Annotated in this window: 23 protein-coding genes; 16 read left to right on the top strand and 7 right to left on the bottom strand. The window is 63.9% G+C overall.

The features are described from left to right. The first annotated feature begins 336 nt into the window (after window positions 1–336). Entirely contained in the window at window positions 337–1416 is a 1080-nt protein-coding gene (locus B7X49_RS14725) for a calcium-binding protein (protein WP_286704710.1), read from the top strand. Window positions 1417–1567: 151 nt separating this feature from the next. Here B7X49_RS14725 and B7X49_RS14720 read toward each other — a convergent pair whose 3' ends face one another. The 5 genes from B7X49_RS14720 to B7X49_RS14700 are packed head-to-tail and all read right to left on the bottom strand — an operon-like array spanning window position 1568 to window position 6544. After that, a complete protein-coding gene (locus tag B7X49_RS14720; protein WP_286704711.1) occupies window positions 1568–2347 on the bottom strand; it encodes an ABC transporter ATP-binding protein in 780 nt (259 codons plus the stop codon). Beyond that, complete coding sequence (locus tag B7X49_RS14715; RefSeq protein ID WP_286839955.1) at window positions 2344–3129, bottom strand: ABC transporter permease; 786 nt, start codon at window positions 3127–3129, stop codon at window positions 2344–2346. The genes B7X49_RS14720 and B7X49_RS14715 overlap by 4 nt, the downstream gene beginning before the upstream one ends. A 7-nt stretch (window positions 3130–3136) precedes the next feature. Next, complete coding sequence (gene alr / locus B7X49_RS14710) at window positions 3137–4213, bottom strand: alanine racemase (RefSeq protein WP_286704713.1); 1077 nt, start codon at window positions 4211–4213, stop codon at window positions 3137–3139. Window positions 4214–4217: 4 nt separating this feature from the next. Continuing rightward, window positions 4218–5033: an EcsC family protein gene (locus B7X49_RS14705; protein ID WP_286704714.1), complete on the bottom strand. Its 816-nt coding sequence runs from the start codon at window positions 5031–5033 to the stop codon at window positions 4218–4220. 29 nt (window positions 5034–5062) lie between these two features. After that, entirely contained in the window at window positions 5063–6544 is a 1482-nt protein-coding gene (locus B7X49_RS14700) for a replicative DNA helicase (protein ID WP_286704715.1), read from the bottom strand. A gap of 353 nt (window positions 6545–6897) precedes the next feature. On the opposite strand from B7X49_RS14700, the gene B7X49_RS14695 reads away from it, so the two are divergent. Continuing rightward, on the top strand, window positions 6898–8115 hold the full coding sequence (locus tag B7X49_RS14695; protein WP_286704716.1) for a diguanylate cyclase: 1218 nt from the start codon (window positions 6898–6900) through the stop codon (window positions 8113–8115). A 7-nt stretch (window positions 8116–8122) separates the two neighbouring features. On the opposite strand, the gene B7X49_RS14690 is transcribed toward B7X49_RS14695, so the two are convergent. Further along, window positions 8123–9163 (bottom strand): aldo/keto reductase, encoded by a 1041-nt coding sequence (locus B7X49_RS14690; RefSeq protein ID WP_286839952.1) that lies wholly within the window; start codon window positions 9161–9163, stop codon window positions 8123–8125. 91 nt (window positions 9164–9254) lie between these two features. On the opposite strand from B7X49_RS14690, the gene B7X49_RS14685 reads away from it, so the two are divergent. The 5 genes from B7X49_RS14685 to B7X49_RS14665 all read left to right on the top strand — a co-directional run bounded on the left by B7X49_RS14685 (window position 9255) and on the right by B7X49_RS14665 (window position 14047). After that, entirely contained in the window at window positions 9255–10235 is a 981-nt protein-coding gene (locus B7X49_RS14685) for an aldo/keto reductase (RefSeq protein ID WP_286704718.1), read from the top strand. Between the two features lie 61 nt (window positions 10236–10296). Then, on the top strand, window positions 10297–11124 hold the full coding sequence (locus B7X49_RS14680) for a xanthine dehydrogenase family protein subunit M (RefSeq protein WP_286704719.1): 828 nt from the start codon (window positions 10297–10299) through the stop codon (window positions 11122–11124). Further along, on the top strand, window positions 11121–11297 hold the full coding sequence (locus tag B7X49_RS14675) for a hypothetical protein (RefSeq protein ID WP_286839949.1): 177 nt from the start codon (window positions 11121–11123) through the stop codon (window positions 11295–11297). Before B7X49_RS14680 ends, B7X49_RS14675 begins: the two co-directional genes overlap by 4 nt. Beyond that, window positions 11294–11767, top strand: coding sequence for a (2Fe-2S)-binding protein (locus tag B7X49_RS14670; protein WP_286704720.1), 474 nt, complete (start codon window positions 11294–11296; stop codon window positions 11765–11767). Before B7X49_RS14675 ends, B7X49_RS14670 begins: the two co-directional genes overlap by 4 nt. A 240-nt stretch (window positions 11768–12007) precedes the next feature. Further along, window positions 12008–14047: a xanthine dehydrogenase family protein molybdopterin-binding subunit gene (locus tag B7X49_RS14665; protein ID WP_286839947.1), complete on the top strand. Its 2040-nt coding sequence runs from the start codon at window positions 12008–12010 to the stop codon at window positions 14045–14047. Window positions 14048–14193: 146 nt separating this feature from the next. On the opposite strand, the gene B7X49_RS14660 is transcribed toward B7X49_RS14665, so the two are convergent. After that, window positions 14194–16116, bottom strand: coding sequence for a sigma-54-dependent Fis family transcriptional regulator (locus tag B7X49_RS14660; protein ID WP_286839944.1), 1923 nt, complete (start codon window positions 16114–16116; stop codon window positions 14194–14196). Between the two features lie 309 nt (window positions 16117–16425). Between B7X49_RS14660 and adh the strand changes: the two genes are divergently transcribed. The 9 genes from adh (at window position 16426) to B7X49_RS14615 (ending at window position 25135) form a co-directional block, all read left to right on the top strand. Next, window positions 16426–17940, top strand: a complete 1515-nt coding sequence (gene adh, locus B7X49_RS14655) for an aldehyde dehydrogenase (RefSeq protein WP_286839941.1) — start codon at window positions 16426–16428, stop codon at window positions 17938–17940. Between the two features lies 1 nt (window position 17941). Next, on the top strand, window positions 17942–18337 hold the full coding sequence (locus tag B7X49_RS14650; protein WP_286704724.1) for a DUF779 domain-containing protein: 396 nt from the start codon (window positions 17942–17944) through the stop codon (window positions 18335–18337). 73 nt (window positions 18338–18410) lie between these two features. Beyond that, the gene (locus B7X49_RS14645; RefSeq protein WP_286839937.1) at window positions 18411–19232 is read left to right on the top strand and encodes a PQQ-binding-like beta-propeller repeat protein; all 822 of its coding nucleotides are present in this window, start codon (window positions 18411–18413) and stop codon (window positions 19230–19232) included. Next, window positions 19141–20094: a PQQ-binding-like beta-propeller repeat protein gene (locus tag B7X49_RS14640; RefSeq protein ID WP_286839935.1), complete on the top strand. Its 954-nt coding sequence runs from the start codon at window positions 19141–19143 to the stop codon at window positions 20092–20094. Before B7X49_RS14645 ends, B7X49_RS14640 begins: the two co-directional genes overlap by 92 nt. Beyond that, complete coding sequence (locus B7X49_RS14635; protein ID WP_286704726.1) at window positions 20087–20872, top strand: hypothetical protein; 786 nt, start codon at window positions 20087–20089, stop codon at window positions 20870–20872. The genes B7X49_RS14640 and B7X49_RS14635 overlap by 8 nt, the downstream gene beginning before the upstream one ends. 166 nt (window positions 20873–21038) lie before the next feature. After that, entirely contained in the window at window positions 21039–21440 is a 402-nt protein-coding gene (locus tag B7X49_RS14630; RefSeq protein WP_029313532.1) for a c-type cytochrome, read from the top strand. 253 nt (window positions 21441–21693) lie between these two features. Next, window positions 21694–22158: an adenosylmethionine decarboxylase gene (gene speD, locus B7X49_RS14625; protein WP_286704727.1), complete on the top strand. Its 465-nt coding sequence runs from the start codon at window positions 21694–21696 to the stop codon at window positions 22156–22158. A 70-nt stretch (window positions 22159–22228) separates the two neighbouring features. Continuing rightward, window positions 22229–23092, top strand: a complete 864-nt coding sequence (gene speE, locus B7X49_RS14620; RefSeq protein WP_286704728.1) for a polyamine aminopropyltransferase — start codon at window positions 22229–22231, stop codon at window positions 23090–23092. A gap of 105 nt (window positions 23093–23197) precedes the next feature. Continuing rightward, entirely contained in the window at window positions 23198–25135 is a 1938-nt protein-coding gene (locus tag B7X49_RS14615; RefSeq protein WP_286704729.1) for a phospholipase C, read from the top strand. Window positions 25136–25272: the final 137 nt, after the last annotated feature.

The raw sequence follows: 25272 nt of genomic DNA, 5'->3' as shown, positions 1-25272 counted from the left end.
CGGCGCCGAGGCGCCAACCTATGCCCAGCTTTATTCGGGAGCATGGGTCCACCCCACATGTAGTGGGTGTCTGACTTAACCGGATAGGCACGGAATTTTTAACGAATGACACTGAAGTTTTTCTTGCTTTGCACCATCGGGTCAGTTATCTGGAAACCATAAATTAAGTTTTTTGGAGGCATCCCGATGAGTAGTTCCGTAACGGTTGTTGGCGGCACAAACAGCAGCACAATTTCTGGCGTCGTTTCGTTACCTATTTCTGGTCTTTCGACATCTGAAACGTCTGGCTTGCAGTCGTCGTTGACATCGTTGGTGACTTCGATCGTTGGGGGCTCCGTGGGTCTGACGAACTATGACCTTGTCACCGGCGTTTCGACCGCTCAGGGCGCGTCCGTAGCCGGTGCGCCGAATGTACTCAATCTGTCGAACACCACCGGCAATGGAACGGTAAACAGCGGTTCTGCCATCGTAACGGCAGTCACGGTTGCCGCCGCTTATGGCAATGTGATCGCTAATGTGCCCGGTACGCTGGCGCTGGTCGGCAGCGGCTCGAACACCAACTTCGTGTTCGGCTCGACCACCAATGTCAATCTGTCGACCACAGGCGGCAACAACACGGTCCTGGCCGCTGGCGGCAACGATACCCTCAATTTGCAGGGCTCGAACGTCGCGACGGTTAGCGGTGGATCGGATACGGTACGAACGTTTACGGGTGGTAACACGATCGTCGCAAGCGGTTCGGCTTCGGTGTTTTCTGGAACCCCCGTGGGAAATGCAGGAAAGATCGATTTCATTAATGGCAGCTCGGCGACGGCGACTGTGTTTGCAGGTAACGGCTCTGCAACACTTTCAGCAGGCGCTGGCGGTGCTCAAGCGATCGGTGGAACAGCAGGTAACAATTCGCTCGTTGGCGGCAGTGGTGCGGTCTATTTCGTCGGCGGCGGCAACGGCGATACGCTGACGGCAGGCACCAACGGTGCGACCACCGTCACGTCACCGAACTACCTGTACGCGAGCAGCGGAAACGAAACTCTGATCGCGAGCTCGGTCACAGGTTCCAACCTCCTCGCGGCAGGCTCTGGCTCTGATGTGATGTCTGCCTCCGGTTCGGGCACCCAGTACTTCTTCGGTTCGTCCGGCTCGGCAACCATGACCGGTTCCACGATGTCTGGTTCGAACAACGTTTACTTCTTCGGCTCGGCCAGCAATTCCGGTGGCAACGACGTCATCACCAATTTCGGCAAGAACAGTGAACTGATCGCCCTGAACGGCAATAATATCGAGTCGATCACCAGCACGACGCTCAACGGTAATCCGGGTGCATTGGTCACGCTGTCCGACGGGACCCACATTACGCTCCTTGGTGTTAATGCAGCATCGATCAGCGGCGCCCAGAGCGGTAACATCATCGCTTAATCGCTACCTGTAACCGACTATTGAGCCCTCCGGAACGATGTTCCGGGGGGTTTTTATTATGATCCGATCAAATTGAACAATACAGAAAATTAGGCCGAGGGAAGATCGCTCTCAAACAATCAATCCTGAGCCCGATCATGCAGCAGCGCCCTTACCTGCGCAGCGCCATCCGGATCGGCCCTTCACTACGCCCATGCACGAATTGATCGACCATCGGGTTGCCGCTGTCCATCACCGAAGCGGCCGCACCCTCCCAGATGATCTTGCCGTCCAGCAGCATCGCAATCCGGTCGCCGATGCGTCCCGCGCTCGCCATATCATGCGTAATCGCAATCGAGGTCGAACCCAGCCGCTTGACGCAGTCGATGATCAACCCGTCGATCACCGCCCCCATGATCGGGTCGAGCCCGGTGGTCGGTTCATCGAAAAACATGATGGAAGGTTCCGCCGCAATCGCCCGGGCCAGCGCCACGCGCTTCTGCATCCCGCCCGACAGTTCCGAGGGCGATAAATCCCCCACGCTGGCGTCGAGCCCCACCTGCGCCAACACCTTGGCCGCTACCGCCCGCGCCTCGGTCCGGTTCACCCGCCCGCGCGCCAGCAGACCGAACGCGACGTTCTCCCAGACCGAACGGCTGTCGAACAGCGCGCCGTTCTGAAACAACATGCCGATCTGCTCGCGCAACTCGCGCGCCCGCCGCGGCTTGATCGTCAGCAGATTTTCACCATCGATGAAAATCTCGCCGGCATCCGGCGTGATCATGCCCAGAATGCATTTCAGCAGCACCGATTTCCCGGTACCAGAACCGCCGATCACCACCATGCCGGTCCCCGGCATCACGTCGAGATCCACACCATCGAGCACCCGCTTGGCGCCGAACGATTTCTTCAATCCGCGCACCCGGATTTTCGGCTCCACATCGGTACTCATGGCGTGAAAAACGCCTGCGTCAGCACGTAGTCGAGTGCGAGGATCAGGATCGAGGCAGACACCACCGCCGAGGTCGTCGCCCCCCCCACGCCCTGCGCGCCGCCGCGCGAGCGATAGCCATGAAAACAACCCATCAGCGCGATGATGAAGCCGAACACCGCCGCTTTTACCAAGCCCGAAATCACGTCGATGCTGCTCAGGCTGGTCAGCGTATCCTGCAGATAAGCCGTCGGATCAAAGCCGAGCCGCGCGGTCGATACCAGAAACCCGCCGGCCACGCCGAGCACATCGGCCACCGCCACCAGCAGCGGCAGCGCGATCAACCCGGCCAGCAACCTTGGCGTGACCAAATAGCGCATCGGGTTGGTCGCCAGGGTCGAAAGCGCATCGATCTGATCGGTCACCCGCATCGTGCTGATCTCGGCGGCCATCGCCGAACCCGCGCGCCCCGCCACCATCAGCCCCGCCAGCACCGGCCCGAGCTCACGCGTCAAGGACAGCACCACCACGCTCGCAATCACGCTCGAACTGTCGAATTTGGAAAACCCGACATAGCTCTGCAACGCCAGCACCATGCCGGTGAACACCGCCGTCAGTGCGACCACTGGCAGGCTGAAAAACCCGATATCGAGCAACGCCCGGCCGAAATTGCGAACATAAAACGGCGGCCGCACCAGGCCGAGCAGGGCGGTTGCGGTAAACACCGCCAACTCGCCGAGCATGGCAACAATATTGATCACAAGCCGGCCGATCGCGGCCACAGGGTCGAGCACTAAATTCATGATCCGATTATACCGATTTTGCGACGCGCCGATAGCGCTGACCCAAGCTGGTCAGGATCTCGTAGGCAATGGTGCCCGCCTCCGCCGCCAAATCATCGACCGCATGATCCGGCCCGATCAGGTCCAGCATGGCGCCGGGCACGATGTCAGGCAGGTCGGTCACATCGAAGGTCATTAGATCCATCGAAACCCGCCCCACCAACGGCACAACCCGCCCATCATGGCGCGCCGTCAGCCGGTTCGAAAGGGTGCGCGGCAGCCCATCGGCATAGCCCACCCCGATCGTCGCGATCCGCGAGCGGCGCGCCGCCCGCCAGGTCCCATTGTACCCGACCGTCTCGCCCGGTTCGATCACCCGGATCTGCAAAACCGGTGCCGCCAGCGTTACCACCGCGCGCATCGGATTGGGCTGGCCCGGTACCGGGTTGCCGCCATACAGCGCTACCCCCGGCCGCGCGAGATCGGACCGCGCCGTATCCCCGAGAAAGATCCCCGATGAATTGGCCAGGCTGGTCGCCACGTCCGGCATCGCCGCGGCAATCGCGGCAAACCGCGCCACCTGCGCCGCGGTTTCCGGCGCATCGGCCACCTCCGCCGACACCAGATGCGACATAACGAACTGCAACTCGATCCCGTTGAGACACGAACGATCCCGCAGCACCGCCGCCCACTCCCCCGCATCGAGCCCCAGCCGGCTCATGCCGGTATCGACGTGCAGCAGCGCCGGCAACGCCCGTCCCGCCGCGCGCGCCGCACCCTGCCAACGCGCGCAATCCGCCAGTGAATTCAGCACCGGAACCAGCGCCTGACCGATGAAATCCCCCTCGCACCCGGCCGGGCAACCGTTCAGAACCGCAATCCACGGTGCCGCGATCACGCCGCGCAGCGCGATCGCCTCATCCGCGGTCGCGACAAAAAACCGCTGACACCCCGCCCGCGCCAGCGCAGGCGCGATCAATTCAGCACCCAGCCCATAGGCATCCGCCTTGACCACCGCAGCAGTCTCACCGCCATGCAGCGCCGCGAGGCTGCGCCAATTCGCCACCACCGCCCCGACATCGACGCTCAGAACCGGCGCGGTCACGGCATCAGGCGGCGTTACGGAACAGATGCTTGCGCTGGCGATAATCCTCCACGTACCGGTCGAAACACGCCCGCACCGCCGCCGCATCGCCATATTTACGCTCCAGCGCGCGCAGCGTGAAATGAACCTGCGCCATGGTCTGAAAATACCCCATGAACAGATAATTCACCCCCGCACCGGCCACCGCCCCCACCACCGGCACCATCGAGGCCAGGATCTGGTCGGACATTACCACCGAAAACCGCGCCGCCACCGTGCGCAGAAAAATCGACAGCGGCGCATGGGTCAGCGCGCCGCGCACCGCCCAGTACGATGCCTCGATATCCTCGTTCTCATCGCGGATCGTGCCGAACCCGAACACCTCCAGGCAGGCGCGCTTGGTCTCGAAACTGTCCAGATCCTCGCCGTGGCTCCGCGCGATCTCGGCGATCGCGCGAAACATCATGGTCATGGTGAACGGAATATCGGCAAGCCCCAGCACCCCGCCCGACAGGCCGGATAGCGCACCGCTCGCCGCCACTGCATTGCGATAAATCTGCTCGGGTGCCTTGCCGACATGCTTGCCCGCCAGCCCGAAGCGCGAGGCGCTCAGCAGCGACCACATCGCCTCGGAAGCATATTCCTCAACCGCCCGGCGCCCGTTCGGCGCAATCCAGGTGATCGCGCGTTCCACCGCACTGCCCGCCGTCCGCCCGATGCGGTTCAGCGTGCGGGTGAACAGCCCGCGGGACGCCACGAAGCGCGACGCCGCCTGGTCGATCAGGACCCGGTCAGCCTCGGTAAATCCTGCGCACGCATTGTTGCCGATCATCGTCGCCATGGGTGATTTTCCTCTATCCCAATCCGAAATCACTCATGTTGGGTGTCGAGATCGGCAAATCGAGTGAATTCCGCTTCAAAAAACAGCTGGATCGTGCCGGTGGGCCCATGGCGCTGCTTGGCGAGCAGCAGTTCAGCCTTGTTGTGCACTAGCTCCATCTTGCGCTGCCAGTCGTCCAGCGCGGTCTGAAAATCGGAATCTTTCATGTCGGTCGGCTTGGGCATCCGCATCTGCAGATAATATTCGTCACGATAAACAAACATCACCGCATCCGCATCCTGCTCGATCGTGCCGGATTCGCGCAGATCCGACAGCTGCGGCCGCTTGTCCTCGCGCGATTCCACCGCGCGCGACAATTGCGAGAGTGCCAGAACCGGCACCGCCAACTCCTTGGCAATGGCTTTCAGACCCTGGGTGATCTGGCTGATTTCCAGCACGCGGTTATCGGGCTTGGTGCCCGCCGCCGGGCGCATGAGTTGCAGATAATCCACCACCACCAACGCAAGCCCGCGCGTGCGCTTCAGCCGCCGGCAGCGCGTCCGCAGCGCGGACAGCGTGATCGCCGGCGTATCATCGATCACCAGCGGCAGCCGCGAAATCCGGCGCGACACAGTGACGAAATTGTCAAAATCCTTCTGCCCGATCTCGCCGCGCCGGATCCGGTCCGATGACACCCGCGCCTCCTCGGCCAGCAGACGGGTAGCCAACTGTTCAGCACTCATTTCGAGTGAAAAAATCGCCACCGCCTGCTTCGCCTCGGCGTTCGGATTATCAACCCGCGCCTCCGCCAGCAGCGCCTGCGCCGCGCCATAGGCAATCTTGGTCGCGAGCGCGGTCTTGCCCATGCCCGGCCGTCCCGCCAGGATCAACAGATCGGACGGATGCAACCCGCCGGTCTTGCCATCCAGATCGGTCAGCCCGGTGGTCAGGCCCGACACCTTGCCATCGCGCTCGAACGCCTTGGCGGCGGTATTGATCGCCATGGTCAGCGCGGCCTCGAAACTCATCGCACTGCCCTCGGCGCCACCCTTGGTCGCGAGGTCGAACAGCGCCTGCTCCGCCGCCTCGATCTGCGAGGTGCCGTCCAGTTCGGGTTCCGCACCGAACGCCCGGTTCACCGTCACCTCGCCCAGATCGATCAGCTGGCGCCGGATCCACGCATCATAAATCGTGCGGCCGTAATCGCCTGCATTGATGATGCCCACCATCGCCGAGAGCAACTGCGCCAGATAGGCCGGCCCGCCCACTTCATCGAGCAGGCCGGAATGCTCGAACGTCGCGCGCAACGTGACCGGATCGGCGAGTTGCCCGCCCTCGATCCGCCGCGCGATCGCCTCGAAAATCCGCCCATGCACCGCATCGGCGAAATGCTCCGGCGCCAGAAATTCCGAAACCCGCTCATAAGCCTTGTTATTGGCCAGCAAGGCGCCGAGCAGCGCCTGTTCCGCTTCGAGGTTGGCAGGGGGTTGGCGTTGCGACAGGCCGAACAACGGAGGATCGATAGCATTCATCACCCCCCTGTAGCGCCGCCCCGCCCGCCATGACAGGGACACCCCCCTGTGGATTGTGTGGATAGGGTGGATAACCGCTGATCGGACCCCGCCAATCCACACAAGTCCCGTGCCGGCCCGCGATCAACCGGCTTCATTTCGTTGATCCGCTTTGATTAATAATTCTTTAGTAATTCTATCCTAGAATCATTGCCACCGCCGGTCGCATTGGGCACACTGCTCGTTCGGTGTTCTCCACCGCCGACACGATCAGTCGCTGAACCATCATTGCCGGCCCCTTGTCGGCAGAAAAGGTGCCCGCATCGCTTATGCCTTTCTTGCAGGTCAGCCGGATCGATTCGGCACTCCAGATGATGAGTGACTATCCCCCCAGGCGACTGCCGCTGTGGCTCCGCGTCTGCACCTGGATCTCACAGGCGCTCCAGAGCGATACCGAACGCCGCCAGGCGTACGAAGTGCGCGAAGACCTGCTGCATGTGCTCTACGGCCGCCCGACCAACGTGCTCCTGGTCGGCCTGTCTGGCGCGGCCTGCGGCGTCTATGCCGAATTCCGTGCAGGCGTCTGGTCCGCAATGCTGCTGGGCCTGATCGGCCTCGCCCTGGTCCTCATCCGCTGCCGGTGTATCGTCGTGTTCCAGCGCCGCTTCCTCAAGACGCGCTGCGTCAATCTCGCGCCATGGTTCACCGCCTTCGCCCTCACCGCGATTGGCTCGTCGCTGGCTTGGGGTGCGCTCACCTTCGTGTGTCTCGCGACGACGCAAGACCCGATCCTCTACACGGTGGTGCTGGTCTGCAATTTCGTCACCGCCAGCGCCATCGCCGCGCGCAACGCCGCCGCATCATGGATCGCCCGGCTCCAACTCCTGGTCATGCTGCTGCCGATCATGGCCGCCGTGCCGCTGACCGAAAATGATTCCTACGGATTTCTGCTGCTGCTGGTGCCGGTCATCCTCTATGGCCTGTTCGTCCTGGTGACCGACATCAACCAGCAACTGGTGCAATCCTACCGCTCCCAGCTCAAACTATCGATCCTTTCCACCATCGACTACCTCACCCAGATCCCCAACCGGCGCTATTTCGGCGAACGCACGGCCGCAGCGCTCGACCATTGCAAACGCACCTGCCAGCCGATGGCGATCCTGATGATCGACGTCGATTTCTTCAAATCATTCAACGACCACTACGGCCATCAGGACGGCGACCGCTGCCTGCAACAAGTCGCACTGATCCTGCGCGACAATCTCCGCCACGATGGCGATATCGTATCGCGCTACGGCGGCGAGGAATTCGCCGTCTCACTGCAGAATGCCAGCATCATCGAGGCCGAACTGGTCGCCCAGCGCCTGTGCGACGCCATTACCGCTGCGCGCCTCGCCCATGCCCACCGCCAGGATGGCGTCGGCGTCGTAACCATCAGCATCGGCGCCGTCGCGACCGACGACTCCCATGCCGATCTCGATGCCCTGGTCCGCGCGGCCGACCAGGCGCTGTACGAGGCCAAGCGCACCGGCCGTAACCGGGTCTCCCTGGCCACGAAACACACAATCAGGCAGCACGCCGGCGCCGCCTGAGCGGGTTTCACGCCGTGACGCGGCCTTCGAGCGGATAGGCCGGATCGGTATAGCCCGGCGTCGACGGATGACCCGGCGGCACCAGCCGATCGACGAGTGCCTCGTCCTCCGCCGTGAACCGATAGGTCAAGCCGCCCTGATAATCCGCCCACTGCGCCTCGGTGCGCGGCCCCGCGATCGGCGCGGTGACCAGCCGGTTGTTCAGCAACCAGGCGATCGCGAACTGCCCGGGCGTGATCCCGCGCTCTTTCGCATGCGCCACGATGGTCTGCGCGATATCGAGGCTCTCCTTGCGGAACTCGGTCTCCATCATCCGCTTGTCACCCCGCCCGGCCCGGCTGTCGGCATCGGGCGCTGCATCGGGTGCATATTTGCCGGTCAGCACCCCGCGCGCCAGCGGGCTGTAGGGTGCCACGCCGATGCCGAAATGATGGCACGCCGGCAGAATCTCGACCTCGGGCATCCGGTTCAGCGCATTGTAATAGGGCTGACTGACCACCGGCCGGGCAATCCCCATATCGTCGCACAGCCGGCAAATCTCCGCGATCCGCCACGCGCGCACGTTCGACACCCCGAAATGCCGAATGTCCCCCGCCCGGATCATATCCGCAATCGCGCCGATCGTCTCGGCCAGCGGCGTCGCCGGGTCTTCCTTATGGATATACAAAATATCGATTACATCGGTATCCAGCCGTTTCAGACTGTCATGCACCGCCCGAAACGCGTGCACCCGCGACAGTCCCCGATCGTTCGGCCCCGGCCCGGTCGGGTTGGCGAATTTGGTCGCCAGCACCCAATGGCTGCGGTTCGCCGCAATCGCCCGCCCGGTGATCTCTTCCGAGCGACCTTCGTTGTACACATTCGCGGTATCGATGAAATTGATACCCTGCCCGGCGGCGGTATCCACGATCCGGCGCGCCGTCGCCTCATCGGTCGCGCCGCCGAACATCATGGTGCCGAGGCAGAGCGGCGAGACTTTCAGGCCGGAAGTGCCGAGGTTGCGGTATTGCATGGCGGTGTCCTTCTGCGTGAAACTGGTGCAAACCATGTCCTGGATGCTGACAAGTCTGGCAAGGGGCTGGACCCGACACGGGCCGTCCTCATATGGCAAACGCAATCGAAAGAGGGATCTGCCAACGATGGATTACGTAAAACTCGGCCGCACCGGCCTCGACGTATCGCGCATCTGCCTCGGCTGCATGAGCTACGGCGTGGCCGATCGCGGCCCGCACGCCTGGACGCTCGATGAAGCGACCAGCCGCCCCTTCATCAAGGCAGCACTCGAAGCCGGGATCAATTTCTTCGACACCGCCAACGTCTATTCCGATGGCACCAGCGAGGAAATCGTCGGCCGCGCGCTCAAGGATTTCGCCAGCCGCCACGATGTGGTGATCGCCACCAAGGTAAATGGGCGGATGCACAAGGGGCCGAACGGCGCCGGCCTGTCGCGCCGCGCCATCATGGCCGAGATCGACAACAGTCTCCGCCGCCTCGGCACCGACCATGTCGATCTCTACCAGATCCATCGCTGGGATTATCACACCCCGATCGAGGAAACCCTCGAAGCGCTGCACGATGTCGTGAAAGCCGGCAAGGCCCGCTACATCGGCGCCTCCTCGATGTACGCGTGGCAATTCGCCCAGGCGCTCGCCATCGCGGAGCGGCATAACTGGACCCGCTTCGTCAGCATGCAGAACTACGTCAACCTGCTCTACCGCGAGGAAGAGCGCGAAATGCTGCCGCTCTGCCGCGCCGAGGGCATCGGCGTGATCCCGTGGAGCCCGCTCGCCCGCGGCCGCCTGACGCGCGACTGGGACGAGGCCAGCGCCCGCTCCGAGACCGATGAGTTCGGCAAGACCCTCTACGCCAAAACCGCGGACGCCGACCGCAAAGTGGCCGATGCGGTCGCCGCCGTAGCCACAGCGCGCGGTGTGTCCCGCGCGCAAATCGCCCTGGCCTGGGTGTTGGCGACGCCCGGCATCACCGCGCCGATCATCGGCGCCACCAAACTGGCCCACCTGCACGATGCGATCGAAGCCACCAAACTAACCCTCACAACCGACGAAATCGCCAAGCTCGAAGACCCCTACGTCCCCCACGCCGTCGCCGGCTTCAGTTAAAAAAAGTTCTTTGGTTCTTTCTTACAAGAAAGAACTGCTTCCTTCCCAAACCGGAACCCGCATGAAAGCCGCAGCCTTCGACTACATCCGCCCCGACACGCTCGGGGCGGCCATCACCTTGCTCACCAAGCACGGGCCGGATGCGAAGCTGATCGCCGGCGGCCAGAGCCTGCTGCCGGCGCTCAACCTGCGCCTGTCGGCGCCCGGCCTGCTGATCGATATCGGCCGCCTCGCCGAATTGCGCGGTATCACTTTGGCCGACCGCACGCTCCACATCGGCGCCGGCTGCACCCACGCCCAAGTGATGAACCACCCCATGGTCCAGCGCCACGCCCCGCTGATCGCCCGCGCCCTCGCCGCGGTCGCCCACCCCGCCATCCGCGCGCGCGGCACGTTCGGCGGCAGCCTCGCCAACGCCGATCCCGCGGCCGAACTGCCCGCCTGCGCCCTCGCGCTCGATGCCGTCATGCAGGCCCAAGGCCCCGCAGGCCCGCGCCGCATCCCCGCCGCACACTTCTTCACTTCCCTGTTCGAAACCGCCCTCGCGCCCGATGAAGTGCTCACCGGCGTCGACATCCCGATCCAGGGCGACACCCAATGGGGCTTCGCCGAACTCGCGCGCCGCACCGGCGACTACGCCATGGTCGGCCTCGCCGCCGTCGCCCGGCCCGGCACGATCCGGCTCGGCTGGTTCTCGGTCGGCCAGACCGCCATCCTCGCGCATCGCGCCGCCGCCATCCTGACCGAAGGCGGGCCGCTCGAAGCCGCCTGCACCGCGCTGGCGGATGATCTGCCCGCGCATGACGATCCGCAGGCCTCTGCGGCGATGCGATTGCATCTGGCACGGGTGTTGTTGCGGCGGGTGGTCGGGGCTTGGGGGGGACGATGAAGGCAACGGTAAGCAAGTACTGCTTTTTTGTAAAAAAGCAGCAAAAAACTTTCTTTAACTGGGGCACGGGCGTTGTCACGGCCACGGGCCTAGATGAGCAAAGTTTTTTTTGCTTCTTTTTTGTTCACAAAAAAGAAGACCTTCCTTCACCATCCAACAGCACAAGCCCATGACCAGCATCACCCTGACCGTCAACGGCGAGCCCATCACCGCCACCATCCCCCCGCGCCTGCACCTCGCCGATTTCCTGCGCGACCACCTTGGCCTCACCGGCACCCATCTCGGCTGTGAGCACGGCGTCTGCGGCGCCTGCACCGTCCGGCTCGATGGCGCGATCGTGCGCGGCTGCCTGGTGCTCGCCGTCCAGGCCGATTGCTGCACCGTCGAGACCATCGAAGGTCTGTCCGACAGCGGCGAAGTCGCCGACCTCCAGCACGCCTTCGCCGCCCGCAACGCGCTGCAATGCGGCTACTGCACCCCCGGCATGGTGCTGACCGCGCAGGATTTCCTGCTGCACGCCCCCGCCGATGCTGATCGCGCCGCCATCCGCGAACACCTCTCCGGCAATTACTGCCGCTGCACCGGCTACGAAGCGATCATCGATGCCGTCGAAACCACGTTGAACGCCCGGCGCACCTCATGAAGTTCTCCAACCCCGCCCGCCCCGACGCCCAGATCGGCCTCGCCCGCGCCCGCCCCCAGGCGCGCGCCCTCGTCCAGGGACGCGGCACCTTCGCCAGCGACATCACCCTGCCGCGCATGGTCCACGCCGCTTTCCTCCGCTCGCCCTACGCCCACGCCACCATCACCGCGATCGACCTCATCGGCACCGCAACACCCGCTCGCGGTCGGCCGCGTGCGCTGGCAGGGCGAACCCGTCGCCATGGTGCTCGCCAACACCCGCGCCCAGGCCGAAGACGCCGCCGAACACATCATGGTCAGCTACGACCCGCTGCCCCCGGTGGTCGATGCCGCCGCCGCCCTCGCCCCCGGCGCCCCCATCATCCACCCCGAACTCGGCGACAACCTCGCCTTCGAACGCCACATCGACACCGGCAACACCGATGCCGCCTTCGCCGCCGCCGATACCATCATCGAAGCCGATTTCACCTTCAGCCGCCACACCGGCGTCACCCTCGAAGCCCGCGCCGTGGTCGCGGACTGGAACGAGGGCGAACAACGCCTTACCGTCCATCAGGGCACCCAGGTGCCGCACATGATGCAGACTATCTACGCGCTGCACCTCGGGCTCGATGAATCCCAGGTCCGCGTCATCTGCCCGGATGTCGGCGGCTCGTTCGGCATCAAGATCCACGTCTACCCCGATGAAATGGCCGCGGTCGCCGCCAGCCGCCTGATCCGCCGCCCGGTCCGCTTCGTCGCCGATCGCCTCGAAAGCTTCGTCTCGGACATCCACGCCCGCGACCACACCGTCCACGCCCGCCTCGCCATCATGAACGACGGCACGATCACCGGCTTCGACATCGACGATCTGACCGGCATCGGCCCCTATTCCGCCTACCCGCGCACCTCGGCGGTCGAAGCCAATCAGGTCATCAACCTCATCGGCGGCCCCTACCGCTTCGCCCACTACCGCGCCCGCACCCGCGTCGCCTTCCAGACCAAGGCGATGATGTCGCAATACCGCGCTGTCGGCCACCCGATCGCAACCTCGGTCACCGAAGGCCTGCTCGACCGCGCAGCCCAGCGCCTCGGCATCGACCCCGTCACCATCCGCCGCCGCAACCTCATCCCCGACGATGCCTACCCCTATACCTCGCCCAGCGGCATGCGCTTCGAAGCCCTCTCGCACCACGCCTGCCTCGACCGCCTGCTCACCCTGATGGACTACGATGCCCTGCGCGCCGAACAGGCCAGCCTGCGCGAACGCGGCATCATGCGCGGCATCGGCATCGCCAGCTTCATCGAAATCACCAACCCCGGCGCCGCCTTCTACGGCGTCGGCGGGGCCCGCATCTCCGCGCAAGACGGTGCCACCATCCGCCTCGATGCCACCGGCCGCCTGATCGTGCAGGCCAGCGTTACCGAACAAGGCCAGGGCACCACCACCATCCTCGCCCAGATCGCCGCCGAAGCCATGGGCGTGCCCTTCGAACACATCCGCGTCATGCTCGGCGATACCGATGTCACCCCCTACGGCGGCGGCACCTGGGCCTCGCGCGCCGCCGGCATCGGCGGCGAAGCCACCTGGCAAGCCGCCCGCACGCTGCGCGACCAGATCCTCACCCTCGCCGCCAGCATCCTCCAGGAAACCTCTGGCAATCTCGATATCTCGGGTGGCGCCGTCATCGATCACGCCAGCCGCGCCGAACGCATCACCCTCGCCGAACTCGCCCGCATCGCCTATTTCCGCCCCGACACTCTGCCCAAGGGCATCCAGGCCGAACTCATCGCCACGCGCCACTACGTGCCCCGCGAATACCCGTTCGCCTTCACCAACGGCATCCAGGCCGCCTGGCTCGAACTCGATACCGAAACCGGCTTCATCACCCTGCTCAAACACTGGGTCGTCGAAGACTGCGGCACCATCATCAACCCCCTGCTGGTCGACGAACAAATCCGTGGCGGCGTCGTCCAGGGCATCGGTGCCGCTCTGTTCGAGCAATGCGACTACGATTCCGAAGGTCAGATGCTCAATGCCAGCATGGCCGACTACCTGGTCCCCATGGCCGGCGAAATGCCCGATATCACCATCGCCCACATCACCACCCCCACCGCCGAAAGCACCATCGGCGCCAAAGGTGCGGGTGAAGCCGGCACCGCCGCAGCATCAGCCGCCATCGCCAACGCCGTCAACGACGCCCTCAGCCCGCTCAACATCACAATCACCACCATCCCCCTGACCCCGGCCCGCATCCTCGCGGCCCTGGGGACCTGTGCCGATGGAGTGGGGCCGGGTTAAGTAAGCAAGGCCAGGGGGACGGAACCACCGAGGCAGCGCCCTCCCCTTGCCTAAAACTAGCGGGTTCTAAGGGCTCCGCCCTTAGTGGGGGTCGAGGGGGCAAAGCCCCCCGCCTTCCTTCCTTATCCCGTCCCACCCCACCAGCATCAGTCTCCAGGCTGCAAGGCGGCGAGCCGGCGGTACAGGGTGTTGCGGCTGATGCCGAGGCGGCGGGCGGCGGCGCTCATGTTGCCGGCGGCTTGTTCGATGGCGTGCAGAATGACCTGGTCGGCGGCGGTGCGGAGCGATTGTTGGTTGTCGCTGCGGGTTGGGGGCGGGGAGGGGGGTGTGGTCTGGCGGCGCAGGTCGGCGGCGATGTCATCGGGCAGGTGGTGCCAATCGAGTTCGGTATCGCGTTCATCGCAGAGCGAGGTGGCGATGCGCAGCAGGCTGGCGAGTTCGCGGATATTGCCGGGCCAGGTGTAGGTTTGCAGGGCGGTGAGCAGCGGATCGGCGATGCGGCGGGGCGTGGTTTTGACAGGGTCGCGGGCGAGGATGGCGGTCATCAGGGCTACGAGATCGGTCCGATCGCGCAGCGGGGGCAGGGCGATGCACAGCCCGTTGAGCCGGTAGTATAGGTCCGAGCGGAAGCGGCCTTGGGCGATATCGGCCTTGAGGTCACGATTGGTCGCGCTGATCAGCGCGAAATCGACCGCGACGGGCCGTCCGCCGAGCGGTGCCACGGTCCGGTCTTCCAGCACGCGCAGCAGGCGGCTTTGGAGTGATGCCGGCATGTCACCGATTTCATCGAGAAACAGCGTGCCGCCGGCGGCTTCGCGAATGCGCCCGAGCGCGCCCTCGCGCTTGGCCCCTGTGAAGGCGCCGGGCGCGTAGCCGAACAATTCCGCTTCGATCAGATGTTCCGGCAGTGCGGCGCAGTTCACCGCGACGAAGGCCTCGCCCCGGCGCGGCCCGGCGGCGTGGATGGCCTGGGCCATCACATCCTTGCCCGCACCGGTTTCGCCGCGCAGCAGGATCGGGATGGGTTTACCCAGCAGCCGGCGGATCTGCCCGATCGCGCGGGATATCGCGGCATCGCCGGTATCGAGTGCGGCGAGCGCATCGGCGGGCCAGGTGGGCGTGGTCGGGCGGGGTGGGCTGATGCGCGGAATTTCGAGCCGCACGTACAGGCGCGAGCCATCGCGGCGGCAGATTTCTACCGGTTCGCCGCCGCGCTGGCGATCGCGCGCGAGCAGGTCGGAGAATCGCCCGTCGATCTGATCGGCGATGCTGGCGCGCCCCATATCGACCCGGCGCAGACCGAGCAGGTCGGTGGCGGGGCGGTTGGCGCCGAGGATGAGCCCATCCGGGCTGATCGCCAGCACCCCTTCCACCACGGTGCCGACCGCCTGCAGCGCGGTGTGGAACCGCAGCTTGATGTCGCGCACATGGTTGATCTCGAACATTCGATTCTCGATCATCTGGGCGGCGGCGCGCACCAAGCCGAAGGTGTGCGGGTGATAAATCCGGTGATCGCATGAAATATCGAGCACGCCGAGCAGGCTGCCGTCCGAGGCGGCGAGCGGGGCGGCCGCGCAGGCGAGAAACCCGTTGCGATCCAGGAAGTGTTCAGGCCCGTGGATCACCACCGGCGCGGCCTCGATCAGCGCGGTGCCGACCGCGTTGGTGCCACGGTCGGCCTCGGCCCAGCAGGCGCCGGGTTGCAGCGCGACGCGGGCGGCCCGATCGCTGAACCCGGGGTCGCCCACCGCATCGAGCAGAAATCCGTTCTGGTCGGACAGCAGGATGATGCAGCCGGAATCGCGGATCTGGGCGTGCAGGTAATCGATGATCGGGCGCGCCCGCGTGGTCAAATCGCCCTGGCGCTCCACCGCCTCGTGCAATTCCCGCCCGCCGAGGTGCCTTGCTTCGATACGCGCCCGTTCGGGCGATAAGCCGGCAGAGACACAGCGCGTCCACGATCGTGTCAACAGCGGCGGCAACCCGGTAACCGCGCCGCTGGTCGCAAGATTGCGTCGTGCCGTCGCAAGATCGGCCGTCGCTGCAGGATGACTGGCATGAGCCCGCATTTTACTGTGTTTCTCTTTCGTTCCACCCGTAATGCTGGCGACCCTTGAGCCGGGTCCGTTATCGCAGCCAGCATTAGGCGCGCTCACCACCCCTGACAACAAAAACCGTCGCGCTGCCCAATACTGTCCCGTTTCAGGACAATGTCCCGGAACGGGACGTCCCGACCCTGTGCCGGACCCGGCGTTTTCGGGCCGAACCCGCCCGGCACGCTGTGTTCACCTGCTGGCACGAGACTTGCGAGGCAGCGGTCAACCAAATCAAGCGCATGTCGCCATGGTGGCGGCGGCGCACCCAACGGAGGACCGACCATGCCCGACGGCTCATTGCGCCCCACCCCCGGCACCGCGCCCGGCGGTTTCGCGTTCAAACCCCGCTACGAGAATTTCATCGGCGGCAAATTCACCCCGCCCCTGAGCGGCCGCTATTTCGACAACGTCACCCCGGTCACCGGCCAGGTCTTTACCGAGGTCGCCCGTTCCGACGAGGCTGATATCAACGCCGCCCTCGATGCCGCGCACGCCGCCGCCGATGCCTGGGGCCGCACCTCGACCACCGAGCGCGCCAACATGCTCAACCGCATCGCCGATGTGATGGAGCAGAACCTCGCTTTGCTCGCCTATGTCGAAACCATCGACAACGGCAAGCCGATCCGCGAAACCACCGCGGCCGACATTCCCCTCGCGATCGACCATTTCCGCTATTTCGCCGGCTGCATCCGCGCCCAGGAAGGCGCGCTGTCGCAGATCGACGATACCACGGTCGCCTATCATTTTCACGAACCGCTCGGCGTGGTCGGTCAGATCATCCCCTGGAATTTCCCGATCCTGATGGCGGTCTGGAAACTCGCTCCGGCACTGGCCGCCGGCAATTGCGTCGTCCTCAAGCCGGCCGAGCAGACGCCGGTCGAACTGATCGCCGACATCCTGCCCCCCGGCGTGCTCAACGTGGTCAACGGCTTCGGCCTCGAAGCCGGCAAGCCGCTCGCCTCCTCCAAGCGGATCGCGAAAATCGCCTTCACCGGCGAGACCACCACCGGCCGCCTGATCATGCAGTACGCCAGCCACAACCTCATCCCGGTCACGCTCGAACTCGGCGGCAAATCGCCCAACATCTTCTTCGCCGACGTGTGCGACGCCGATGACGCCTTTTTCGACAAGGCGCTGGAAGGCTTCGCGATGTTCGCCCTCAACCAGGGCGAGGTCTGCACCTGTCCGTCCCGCGCGCTCATTCAGGAAAGCATCTACGACCGCTTCATGGAGCGCGCGCTCGCCCGCGTGAAGGCGATCAAGCAGGGCAGCCCGCTTGATCCCTCGACCATGATCGGCGCGCAGGCCTCGACCGAGCAGGTCGATAAAATCCTGTCCTATTTCGACATCGGCCGTCAGGAAGGTGCCGAAGTGCTCACCGGCGGCGCCCGCGGTGCCCATGGCGGCGAATTGTCGGAAGGCTTCTACATCGAGCCCACCATTTTCCGCGGCAACAACAAGATGCGCGTGTTCCAGGAAGAAATCTTCGGCCCGGTGGTCTCGGTGACCACGTTCAAGGACGAAGCCGAAGCCCTCGAAATCGCCAATGACACGCTCTACGGCCTCGGTTCGGGCGTGTGGACCCGCAACGGCAACCGCGCCTACCAGTTCGGCCGCAACATCAAGGCCGGCCGGGTCTGGACCAATTGCTACCATCTGTATCCCGCCCATTCGGCGTTCGGCGGCTACAAGCAATCCGGCATCGGGCGCGAGAATCATAAAATGATGCTCGATCATTACCAGCAGACCAAAAACATGCTGGTCAGCTACAGCCCCAACAAGCTCGGGTTCTTCTGACATGCACCGTGCCGCGCCCGATGCGTCGATCGAGCGGGTGGTCGCCACACCGGCGGCCCTCGCCCTGATCGCCCAACTCGAAGCGCGGCACGGCCCCGTGCTGTTCCACCAGTCGGGCGGTTGCTGCGATGGCTCATCACCGATGTGCTACCCGCAGGACGATTTCCTGACCGGCCCGGACGATGTCTGCCTCGGGGCCATCGGCGGCGTGCGCTTCTTCATGAGCGAATCCCAGTTCGAATACTGGCGCCACACGCAGATCATCATCGATGTCGTCGCCGGCATGGGCGGCATGTTCTCGCTGGAAAACGGCACCGGCCAGCGCTTTCTGACACGCTCACGGGTGTTTTCCGACGAGGAGGCGGCACGGCTGAAGGCAGACGAACCAACCGGTTGACTTGTTTCGGTTTATGCCCAAACAATTTGACTGTTAACCACTAATCAAAAAACGACCCATCGGAGGACTGACAATGAAGCTCAAGAAAACCACACTCACATCCTGCGTGCTCGGCAGCGCCCTGCTCGCGCTCGCCATCCCCGGCATCGGCCACGCCATGCCATCCTATCCCCCGGTGACCCAGTCCCGGCTTGACAACGCCGCCTCGTCGCCTGGCTGGCTGATGTTCAACCGCGACTACGCGGGCGACGATTACGCCCCCTATTCCGCCATCAACACCAGCAATGTCGCCTCGCTGAAACCGGTCTGGACCTCGCCCAAGGTCAACATCCCGCACGGTTTCGAAAACGTGCCGATCATCAACGGCGACTACATGTTCGTCACCACCCCGCTCGACCATCTCATGGCGTTCGACGCCAAGACCGGCAAGCTGCTGTGGAAATACACCTATAAGCTGGCGGGCGACGCGACCAAGACGATCTGCTGCGACGTCAATAACCGCGGCGTCGCCGTCTATGACGACATGGTCTACATGGCCACGATCGACAATCACGTCGTCGCGTTCGACGCCAAGACCGGCAAGGTCGCCTGGAACTCAGCCCTCTACAAGCCCGGCGTCGGCTACTCGATCGATGAAGCCCCGCTGATCGTGGACGGCAAGGTGGTGGTCGGCGTCGGCGGCGGCGAATACGGCGCGCGCGGTTTCATCGCGGCGCTCGATGCCAAGACCGGCAAGCTCGACTGGAAACTCCACACCATTCCCTCCCGCCGGCGCCTACAAACACGGTGGCGGCAGCCCGTGGATGACCGGCACCTACGATCCCTCGACCAAAACCCTGTTCTGGGGCGTCGGCAACCCCGGCCCGTGGCTCGCCTCGACCCGCCCCGGCCATAACCTCTATTCCGACAGCCTGCTGGCGATCGACCCGTCCACCGGCAAGATCAAATGGCACTACCAGTACACCCGCAACGACACCTGGGATTACGATGGCGTCAACACACCGACACTGAGCAACGTCACCTACAAGGGCAAGCCCTACAAAGCGATCGTGGAAGCCAACCGCAACGGCTATTTCTACGCGATCAACCGCGAAGACGGCAAACTGATCTACGCCAAGCCCTTCGTGCACGATACCTCGATCACGGGCATCAGCGCCGGCGGTCATGCCATCAACAACACCGCGAATCAGCCCGGCCTCGATAAACAGATCACCACCTGCCCCAGCTTCCTCGGCGGCAAGAATTGGTGGGCCGCCGCGGTCGATCCCAAGACCAACATGGCCTACGTGCCCACGCTGCACGCCTGCATGACCATGAAGGGCGTCCCCACCAGCTACGCCGCCGGCCTGCCCTACCTGGGCGAAACCTTCCAGATGATCCCCGACCCGACCTCGCCCGATCTCGGCTCGGTCCAGGCGATCGATCTGTCCACCGGCAAGCAGGTCTGGGAATACAAGACCAAGGCGCCCTGGAACGGCGGCATGACGGCAACCGGCGGCGGCCTCGTGTTCAGCGGCGGCACCGACGGCAAGCTCTACGGGTTCGATGCCAAGACCGGCAAAATCCTTTGGACCAGCGCCAATCTCGGCTCGCCGATCATCGCCGCACCGGTCTCCTACGAGGTCGATGGCAAGCAGTACGTCGCGGTCTGGTCGGGCTGGGGTGGCGTCTGGCCGCTCTGGTCAGGCAAGCTCGGCGCGCCGCTGACCAAGGCGCCCACCGGTGGCCAGCTGCACGTCTTTGCCCTGAATGGTTGACGTCACACCCAACACCCCGCCGCAGCCGCGGCGGGGTCTCGTCTGGTCCGGCGTTGCCATGGTGATGGCAACGCTCACCGCCTCGGCCAGTGCAGCGACCACCAGTTTCTGCATCGACAAAGGCAATCCGTTCTTCAACATCGACCACGCCGTCGCCACCGCGGTCGCCCACGCCGAACACACATCGGCTCATTTCACCGTGATCGACACCAGGGTCGGCGCCGATGCCCTCAACGCACAAAAAGGCATCTTCTTCGCCAAACTCGCGACACGCTGCGATCTCGTGATGGGTTTCCCGGTCGAAACCGGCTACCCGACCGTACCCGCCGGCGTCATGGCGACCAACCCCTACGCCGCCACCGGCTTCGTCCTCGCCGCCCCCGGCAGCACCGCGCCCAGTTTCGCGAGCCTCGCACCGCACACCAAGGTCGGCATCACCTATCTCACCGTGCCGAGCACATATTTCGACCACGGCCACGGTGCCACGCTCGAAGCCCATGAATACTCGACGCCTGGCTCCCTCTACCGCGCGCTCGAAGCAAAAGACGTCGCGGTCGCCCTGATGTGGCAGCCTTGGCTGGTCAACCACCTCGCGCACACCCACGCCAAGGTCGCCCAGCACGCCCTCAGCCTGCCGCACGCGCAATGGCAGATCGTCGCCCTCTACAGCGCCGCTCACGCAGCTGCCGGGACATCGTTCGACCACGCGTTGCAGCACCTCGTGGCAGATCGGCGGTTGGCCTCCCTGGTCGCGCCTTACCGTGTGCCGGCCAAGTAAAAAGACTTCTTTTTTTGAAAAAAAAGAAGCAAAAAAACTTTGAACTCATTGATCCGACGCCAGTGAAACCGCCCATGCCCCAGATAAAAAAAGTTTTTTGCTTCTTTTTTTCAAAAAAGAAGCCTTCCCTTAACCTCACCTATCCTTCCCAACCAAGGACCACCCCATGAAACGCCTCGTGCTCCTCGCCGCCAGCCTGACCCTCACCGGCATCGCCACGGCTGCCACACCCCCGGCCATCTACACCGCCGCCCAGGCAACCGCCGGCCACGCCGATTTCGAAACCCATTGCTCGATGTGCCACGGCAAAAACCTCCAGGGCATCGCCGGCCCCACCCTGATCGGTCAGAGCTTCGCCAGCAAATCGAACAACTACACCGTCGCCGCGATTTTCGATGAATTATCGCAACAAATGCCGGCCGGCGCCCCCGCCAGCCTGACCAACACCCAATATGCCGACATCATGGCGTTCATCCTCTCGAAAAACGGCTACCCCGCCGGCACCACGCCACTCACCTTCGAAGGCGCGCAGAGTTCGACCGTCAAACTGATCTCCCAGGTCAAATAGAAAATCCGCACCGCCCCTGCCGCGCCGGTTCAGCGCGCGGCAGGCGACCCCCAACCAGCCAATCCGGCAGTGCGCGCCCTGCCATACCCCCACCGCATTCCCCCCGTGCGGCAGGGGGGCGAAATTTCACATAACAATCCCCGAAAAGCCCTTGCGTCTCCAGGGATTTATGCGCATATCGCGCTCTCTTTGGCCCCGGGGGGCGCGGCGCGGTGCTGCGTTCTACAGGCTGTCACTGGTTTGGGGGTTCGCAATGAACGCACTTGCCCGACTGGGGATGGTCTCGGATTTTCCGAGCGAAAACCAGACGTTTGCGCACGACACGGTCGATCAAGTCGCCGTGCCGAAGGATTATTTCGTAGAACGTGACGGCGTGAAATTCGCTGGTACGCATCTGCTCATCGATTTGTGGGGGGCCAACAATCTCGACGATCCCGCCCTGATCGATGTCACACTGCGTAACGGCGCCCTGGCCGCCGGGGCGACCATTCTGCACAGCCACTTCCACCACTTCACGCCGAACGGCGGCGTGTCGGGCGTGGTCGTGCTCGCGGAAAGCCACATCTCGATCCACACCTGGCCCGAACGCGGTTTCGCCGCGGTCGACATCTTCATGTGCGGCGAATGCGATCCCTACAAGGCGATCGACTTCCTCCGCGCCACCTTCTCGCCGAGCGACGTGCAAGTGGGTGAACAGCGCCGCGGGCTGACCACCTGATTTCATCCGGCTGAAACCGACACACCGCCCTATCGCATGGTAGGGCGGTGTTTTCGTATGGAGTGAACAAATGACCGACATGTGGGTGAACGAAACCCTCTACCCCTACTGGGGCCAGCGCTTCCGCGTCACGCGCGAACTTGCGCGCACCAAAAGCGACTTTCAGGACATCGCCATCGTCGACACCGAATTCCACGGCCGCGTCATGCTGCTCGACGGCGTGGTGCAAATCACCGAGGCCGATGAATTCGTCTACCAGGAAATGCTCGCCCACGTGCCGATTCTGGCCCATGGCGATGCGAAATCCGTCCTGATCATCGGCGCCGGCGACGGCGGCGTGCTCAAGCGTGTGCTGATGCACAAATCGGTCGCCAAAGCCGTCATGGTCGAAATCGACGGCGAGGTGATCCGCCTCTCGAAGGAATTCCTCCCGGCCATCGGCGGCGATGCCTGGACCGACAAGCGCGCCGATGTCATCGTCGGTGACGGTATCGACTACGTCAAACGCGCGCCCGATGCGAGCTTCGATGTCATCATCGTCGATTCGACCGACCCGATCGGCGTCGGCGAAGTCCTGTTCACCGATGAGTTCTACCAAAACTGCGCCCGCATCCTGACCGATCGCGGCCTCATCGTGAACCAGTGCGGCGTCCCCTTCATGCAGGCCGACGAACTGCGCGAAACCTCCGCCCGCCGCCGCAATTTCTTCCCCCACGTCACCGCCTATATCGCCGCCGTCCCCACCTATGTCGGCGGCTACATGACGCTGGGATGGGCCGGCAAGGACGCGGCCCTGACCACCCTGTCGATCGAAACGATCACCGAACGCGCAAAATCCGCCGGCATCCTGGGCACCACGAGCTACTGGTCGCCCCAAATCCACGTCGCCGCCTTCTGGCTGCCGCCCTATATCGCGAAGCATCTGCCAGCCTGAGCCGGATCGACCCACCCGGCCATCGCGTCATAAAAGATTCATGATCAGGGGCTTTTTTCGCCGGCCCGGTTCGGTCATGGCTAACGCGATAATCAGGAGGGTTTGATGCGCCTACGCGACCGGTTGATTTCGACAGTGTTGGCCTCCGGCATGGTGATGCCGGGTTTTGCCACGGCCGGCGTGACCGCGCCGATCCCCACCGCCGCGCGACCCTACGTGGTCGCCGCCGGTCATGAGCCGCATGTGTCGGCGGCGCAGATGGCCTCACTGCTCCGCCACCACATCAAATACGTGTTCGTGCTGTATCAGGAAAATCGCTCGTTCGATTCCTATTTCGGCACCTATCCGGGGGCGGATGGGCTGTATTCGCAACCTGCCGCACAGACGCCGGGTTTGACGCAAAAGATCATCGGCGTCTCCGGCAAGGTCGAGACGATCCAGCCCTTCACGATCGGACCGGCCCAGTTCGCGGCCGACACGGACGACATCGATCATTCCCACCCCATCATGTTCGCGAAAATGCATATCGTGAACGGCCACGCCGAAATGAATCATTTCGCACTGGGCGAAGAGCGGAAATACTGGAAATCCGGCCCGACCCCCTCGCTCAAGGCCAAGCAGATGGGCGAACTCGCGATGGCGCACGAGGATTGCAACACCATCCCCATCCTATGGCGCTACGCCGACCGCTTCGTGCTGATGGATCACATGTTCCAAGACATGGTCGGACCCTCGACCCCCGGTAATCTCTCGATCTTCGCGGCCCAGACCGGGCTGACGCAATGGGCCTTGCATCCGAACGAGGCATGGAAGCAGGTGAACAAGCCGGGCGACCCGGTCGATTCTGATATCGACCCGCTCTGGGGCTCGCGCGAAGACCCGTTCCAGCACAAGCTGGTACCCTACAACCCGCGCGACTACGCGCACGATGGGCCGGGCAAGGTGCAGCTCAACCAGACCTACGCAACCGTGGCCCTGACCACCGCGGGCAACACCATCAAGGCCAAGACCAGCCACGACCTCGACCCCAAGCCCGACCTCGCGGACGTCGCCAAGGACATCTCCTTCATCCAGCGGCTCGACCGGCACAAAGTGGCGTGGCGCTGGTTCGAGGAAGGCTTCTCCAGCCTGCCGGCAGCCAATAATCTCGGCCCGAAGGACGCCGATGGTGTGCACGCCTCCTACATCACCCATCACAACGGCCCGCAATACTTCGGCTATATCGCGAACAACCCGAAAATGACCGCCGATATGGGCGGGTTGCGCGCGTTCTTCCGCGCGGTCAAAGGCGGCACGCTGCCGGCGGAAGGCGGCGTGTTCTATGTCAAAGGCGGCTACCGCAACGGCTTTGGCTTGAAACCGACCGACCCCAACGCCGCCGTGCAAAAGAAGTTCCTCGGCGATGACGATCACCCCGGCTACTCTGATGCACAGATCAGCGAGGCCATGCTGGCGCGCGCGGTCAACACGATCGCGTCGAGCAAATACTGGGCGCATGCGGCCATCATCATCACCTGGGATGATTCGGAAGGCGATTACGACCATGTTCCGCCGCCTGAACTCGCGACCGCGCCGGATGGCACGGTCCTGAGCGATGGGCCGCGCGTGCCGTTCCTGGTGATCTCACCCTACGCCAAGGTGCACGCGATTTCGCACGCCGTCGGCAACCAGGCCTCGGTGGTCAAGTTCGTCGATGCCGTGTTCAACCTGCCGCCCCTGGCCACGCTGCCGGATGAACAAAAGGGCCGCGCGATCGGCCAGAAACAGTTCCACCAGACATACATGGGACCGTTCGATGCCGAAACGCCGGACGTGACCAACCTGGTCTCCGCCTTCGATCCCGCCCGGCTCGAGGGCAAAGCCAAACCGCTGCCGGCATCCTACGCCATGGTGCCCGACAGCTGGACGACCGCGCTGCCGGCCACGACGGGCGCGGATTGCAAAATGATCGGCCTGGTCCCGACCAATGTGCAATTGCATATCCCGAATGTCATCCCGCCGGGGTTCAATCCTCGGCCCAAGACCAATCCTGGGGTGGGGTGAGGGCAGGGGAGGGAAGCGCTCCTTTTTTGTAAAAAAGGACACTGCCGTCCGGCTTAGCCGGGATTGTTAGCATATAACAGTTTGATTTTATTTAGTTTTCCGGCATTTTGTGGGTGGTGTCGATTTGAATTTTGATC

The sequence above is a fragment of the Acidiphilium sp. 34-64-41 genome, assembly GCF_002282635.1.
Classification (GTDB): domain Bacteria; phylum Pseudomonadota; class Alphaproteobacteria; order Acetobacterales; family Acetobacteraceae; genus Acidiphilium; species Acidiphilium rubrum.
This window is presented reverse-complemented; position numbering and strand designations above follow the sequence as displayed.

Coding starts and splice junctions, on each gene's coding strand:
- B7X49_RS14720 (WP_286704711.1), bottom strand. CDS start 2,347: ATGAGTACCGATGTGGAGCCGAAAATCCGGGTGCGCGGATTGAAGAAA.
- B7X49_RS14715 (WP_286839955.1), bottom strand. CDS start 3,129: ATGAATTTAGTGCTCGACCCTGTGGCCGCGATCGGCCGGCTTGTGATC.
- B7X49_RS14705 (WP_286704714.1), bottom strand. CDS start 5,033: ATGGCGACGATGATCGGCAACAATGCGTGCGCAGGATTTACCGAGGCT.
- B7X49_RS14700 (WP_286704715.1), bottom strand. CDS start 6,544: ATGAATGCTATCGATCCTCCGTTGTTCGGCCTGTCGCAACGCCAACCC.
- B7X49_RS14695 (WP_286704716.1), top strand. CDS start 6,898: ATGAGTGACTATCCCCCCAGGCGACTGCCGCTGTGGCTCCGCGTCTGC.
- B7X49_RS14690 (WP_286839952.1), bottom strand. CDS start 9,163: ATGGTTTGCACCAGTTTCACGCAGAAGGACACCGCCATGCAATACCGC.
- B7X49_RS14685 (WP_286704718.1), top strand. CDS start 9,255: ATGGATTACGTAAAACTCGGCCGCACCGGCCTCGACGTATCGCGCATC.
- B7X49_RS14680 (WP_286704719.1), top strand. CDS start 10,297: ATGAAAGCCGCAGCCTTCGACTACATCCGCCCCGACACGCTCGGGGCG.
- B7X49_RS14675 (WP_286839949.1), top strand. CDS start 11,121: ATGAAGGCAACGGTAAGCAAGTACTGCTTTTTTGTAAAAAAGCAGCAA.
- B7X49_RS14670 (WP_286704720.1), top strand. CDS start 11,294: ATGACCAGCATCACCCTGACCGTCAACGGCGAGCCCATCACCGCCACC.
- B7X49_RS14665 (WP_286839947.1), top strand. CDS start 12,008: ATGGTGCTCGCCAACACCCGCGCCCAGGCCGAAGACGCCGCCGAACAC.
- B7X49_RS14660 (WP_286839944.1), bottom strand. CDS start 16,116: ATGCGGGCTCATGCCAGTCATCCTGCAGCGACGGCCGATCTTGCGACG.
- adh (WP_286839941.1), top strand. CDS start 16,426: ATGCCCGACGGCTCATTGCGCCCCACCCCCGGCACCGCGCCCGGCGGT.
- B7X49_RS14650 (WP_286704724.1), top strand. CDS start 17,942: ATGCACCGTGCCGCGCCCGATGCGTCGATCGAGCGGGTGGTCGCCACA.
- B7X49_RS14645 (WP_286839937.1), top strand. CDS start 18,411: ATGAAGCTCAAGAAAACCACACTCACATCCTGCGTGCTCGGCAGCGCC.
- B7X49_RS14640 (WP_286839935.1), top strand. CDS start 19,141: ATGACCGGCACCTACGATCCCTCGACCAAAACCCTGTTCTGGGGCGTC.
- B7X49_RS14635 (WP_286704726.1), top strand. CDS start 20,087: ATGGTTGACGTCACACCCAACACCCCGCCGCAGCCGCGGCGGGGTCTC.
- B7X49_RS14630 (WP_029313532.1), top strand. CDS start 21,039: ATGAAACGCCTCGTGCTCCTCGCCGCCAGCCTGACCCTCACCGGCATC.
- speD (WP_286704727.1), top strand. CDS start 21,694: ATGAACGCACTTGCCCGACTGGGGATGGTCTCGGATTTTCCGAGCGAA.
- speE (WP_286704728.1), top strand. CDS start 22,229: ATGACCGACATGTGGGTGAACGAAACCCTCTACCCCTACTGGGGCCAG.
- B7X49_RS14615 (WP_286704729.1), top strand. CDS start 23,198: ATGCGCCTACGCGACCGGTTGATTTCGACAGTGTTGGCCTCCGGCATG.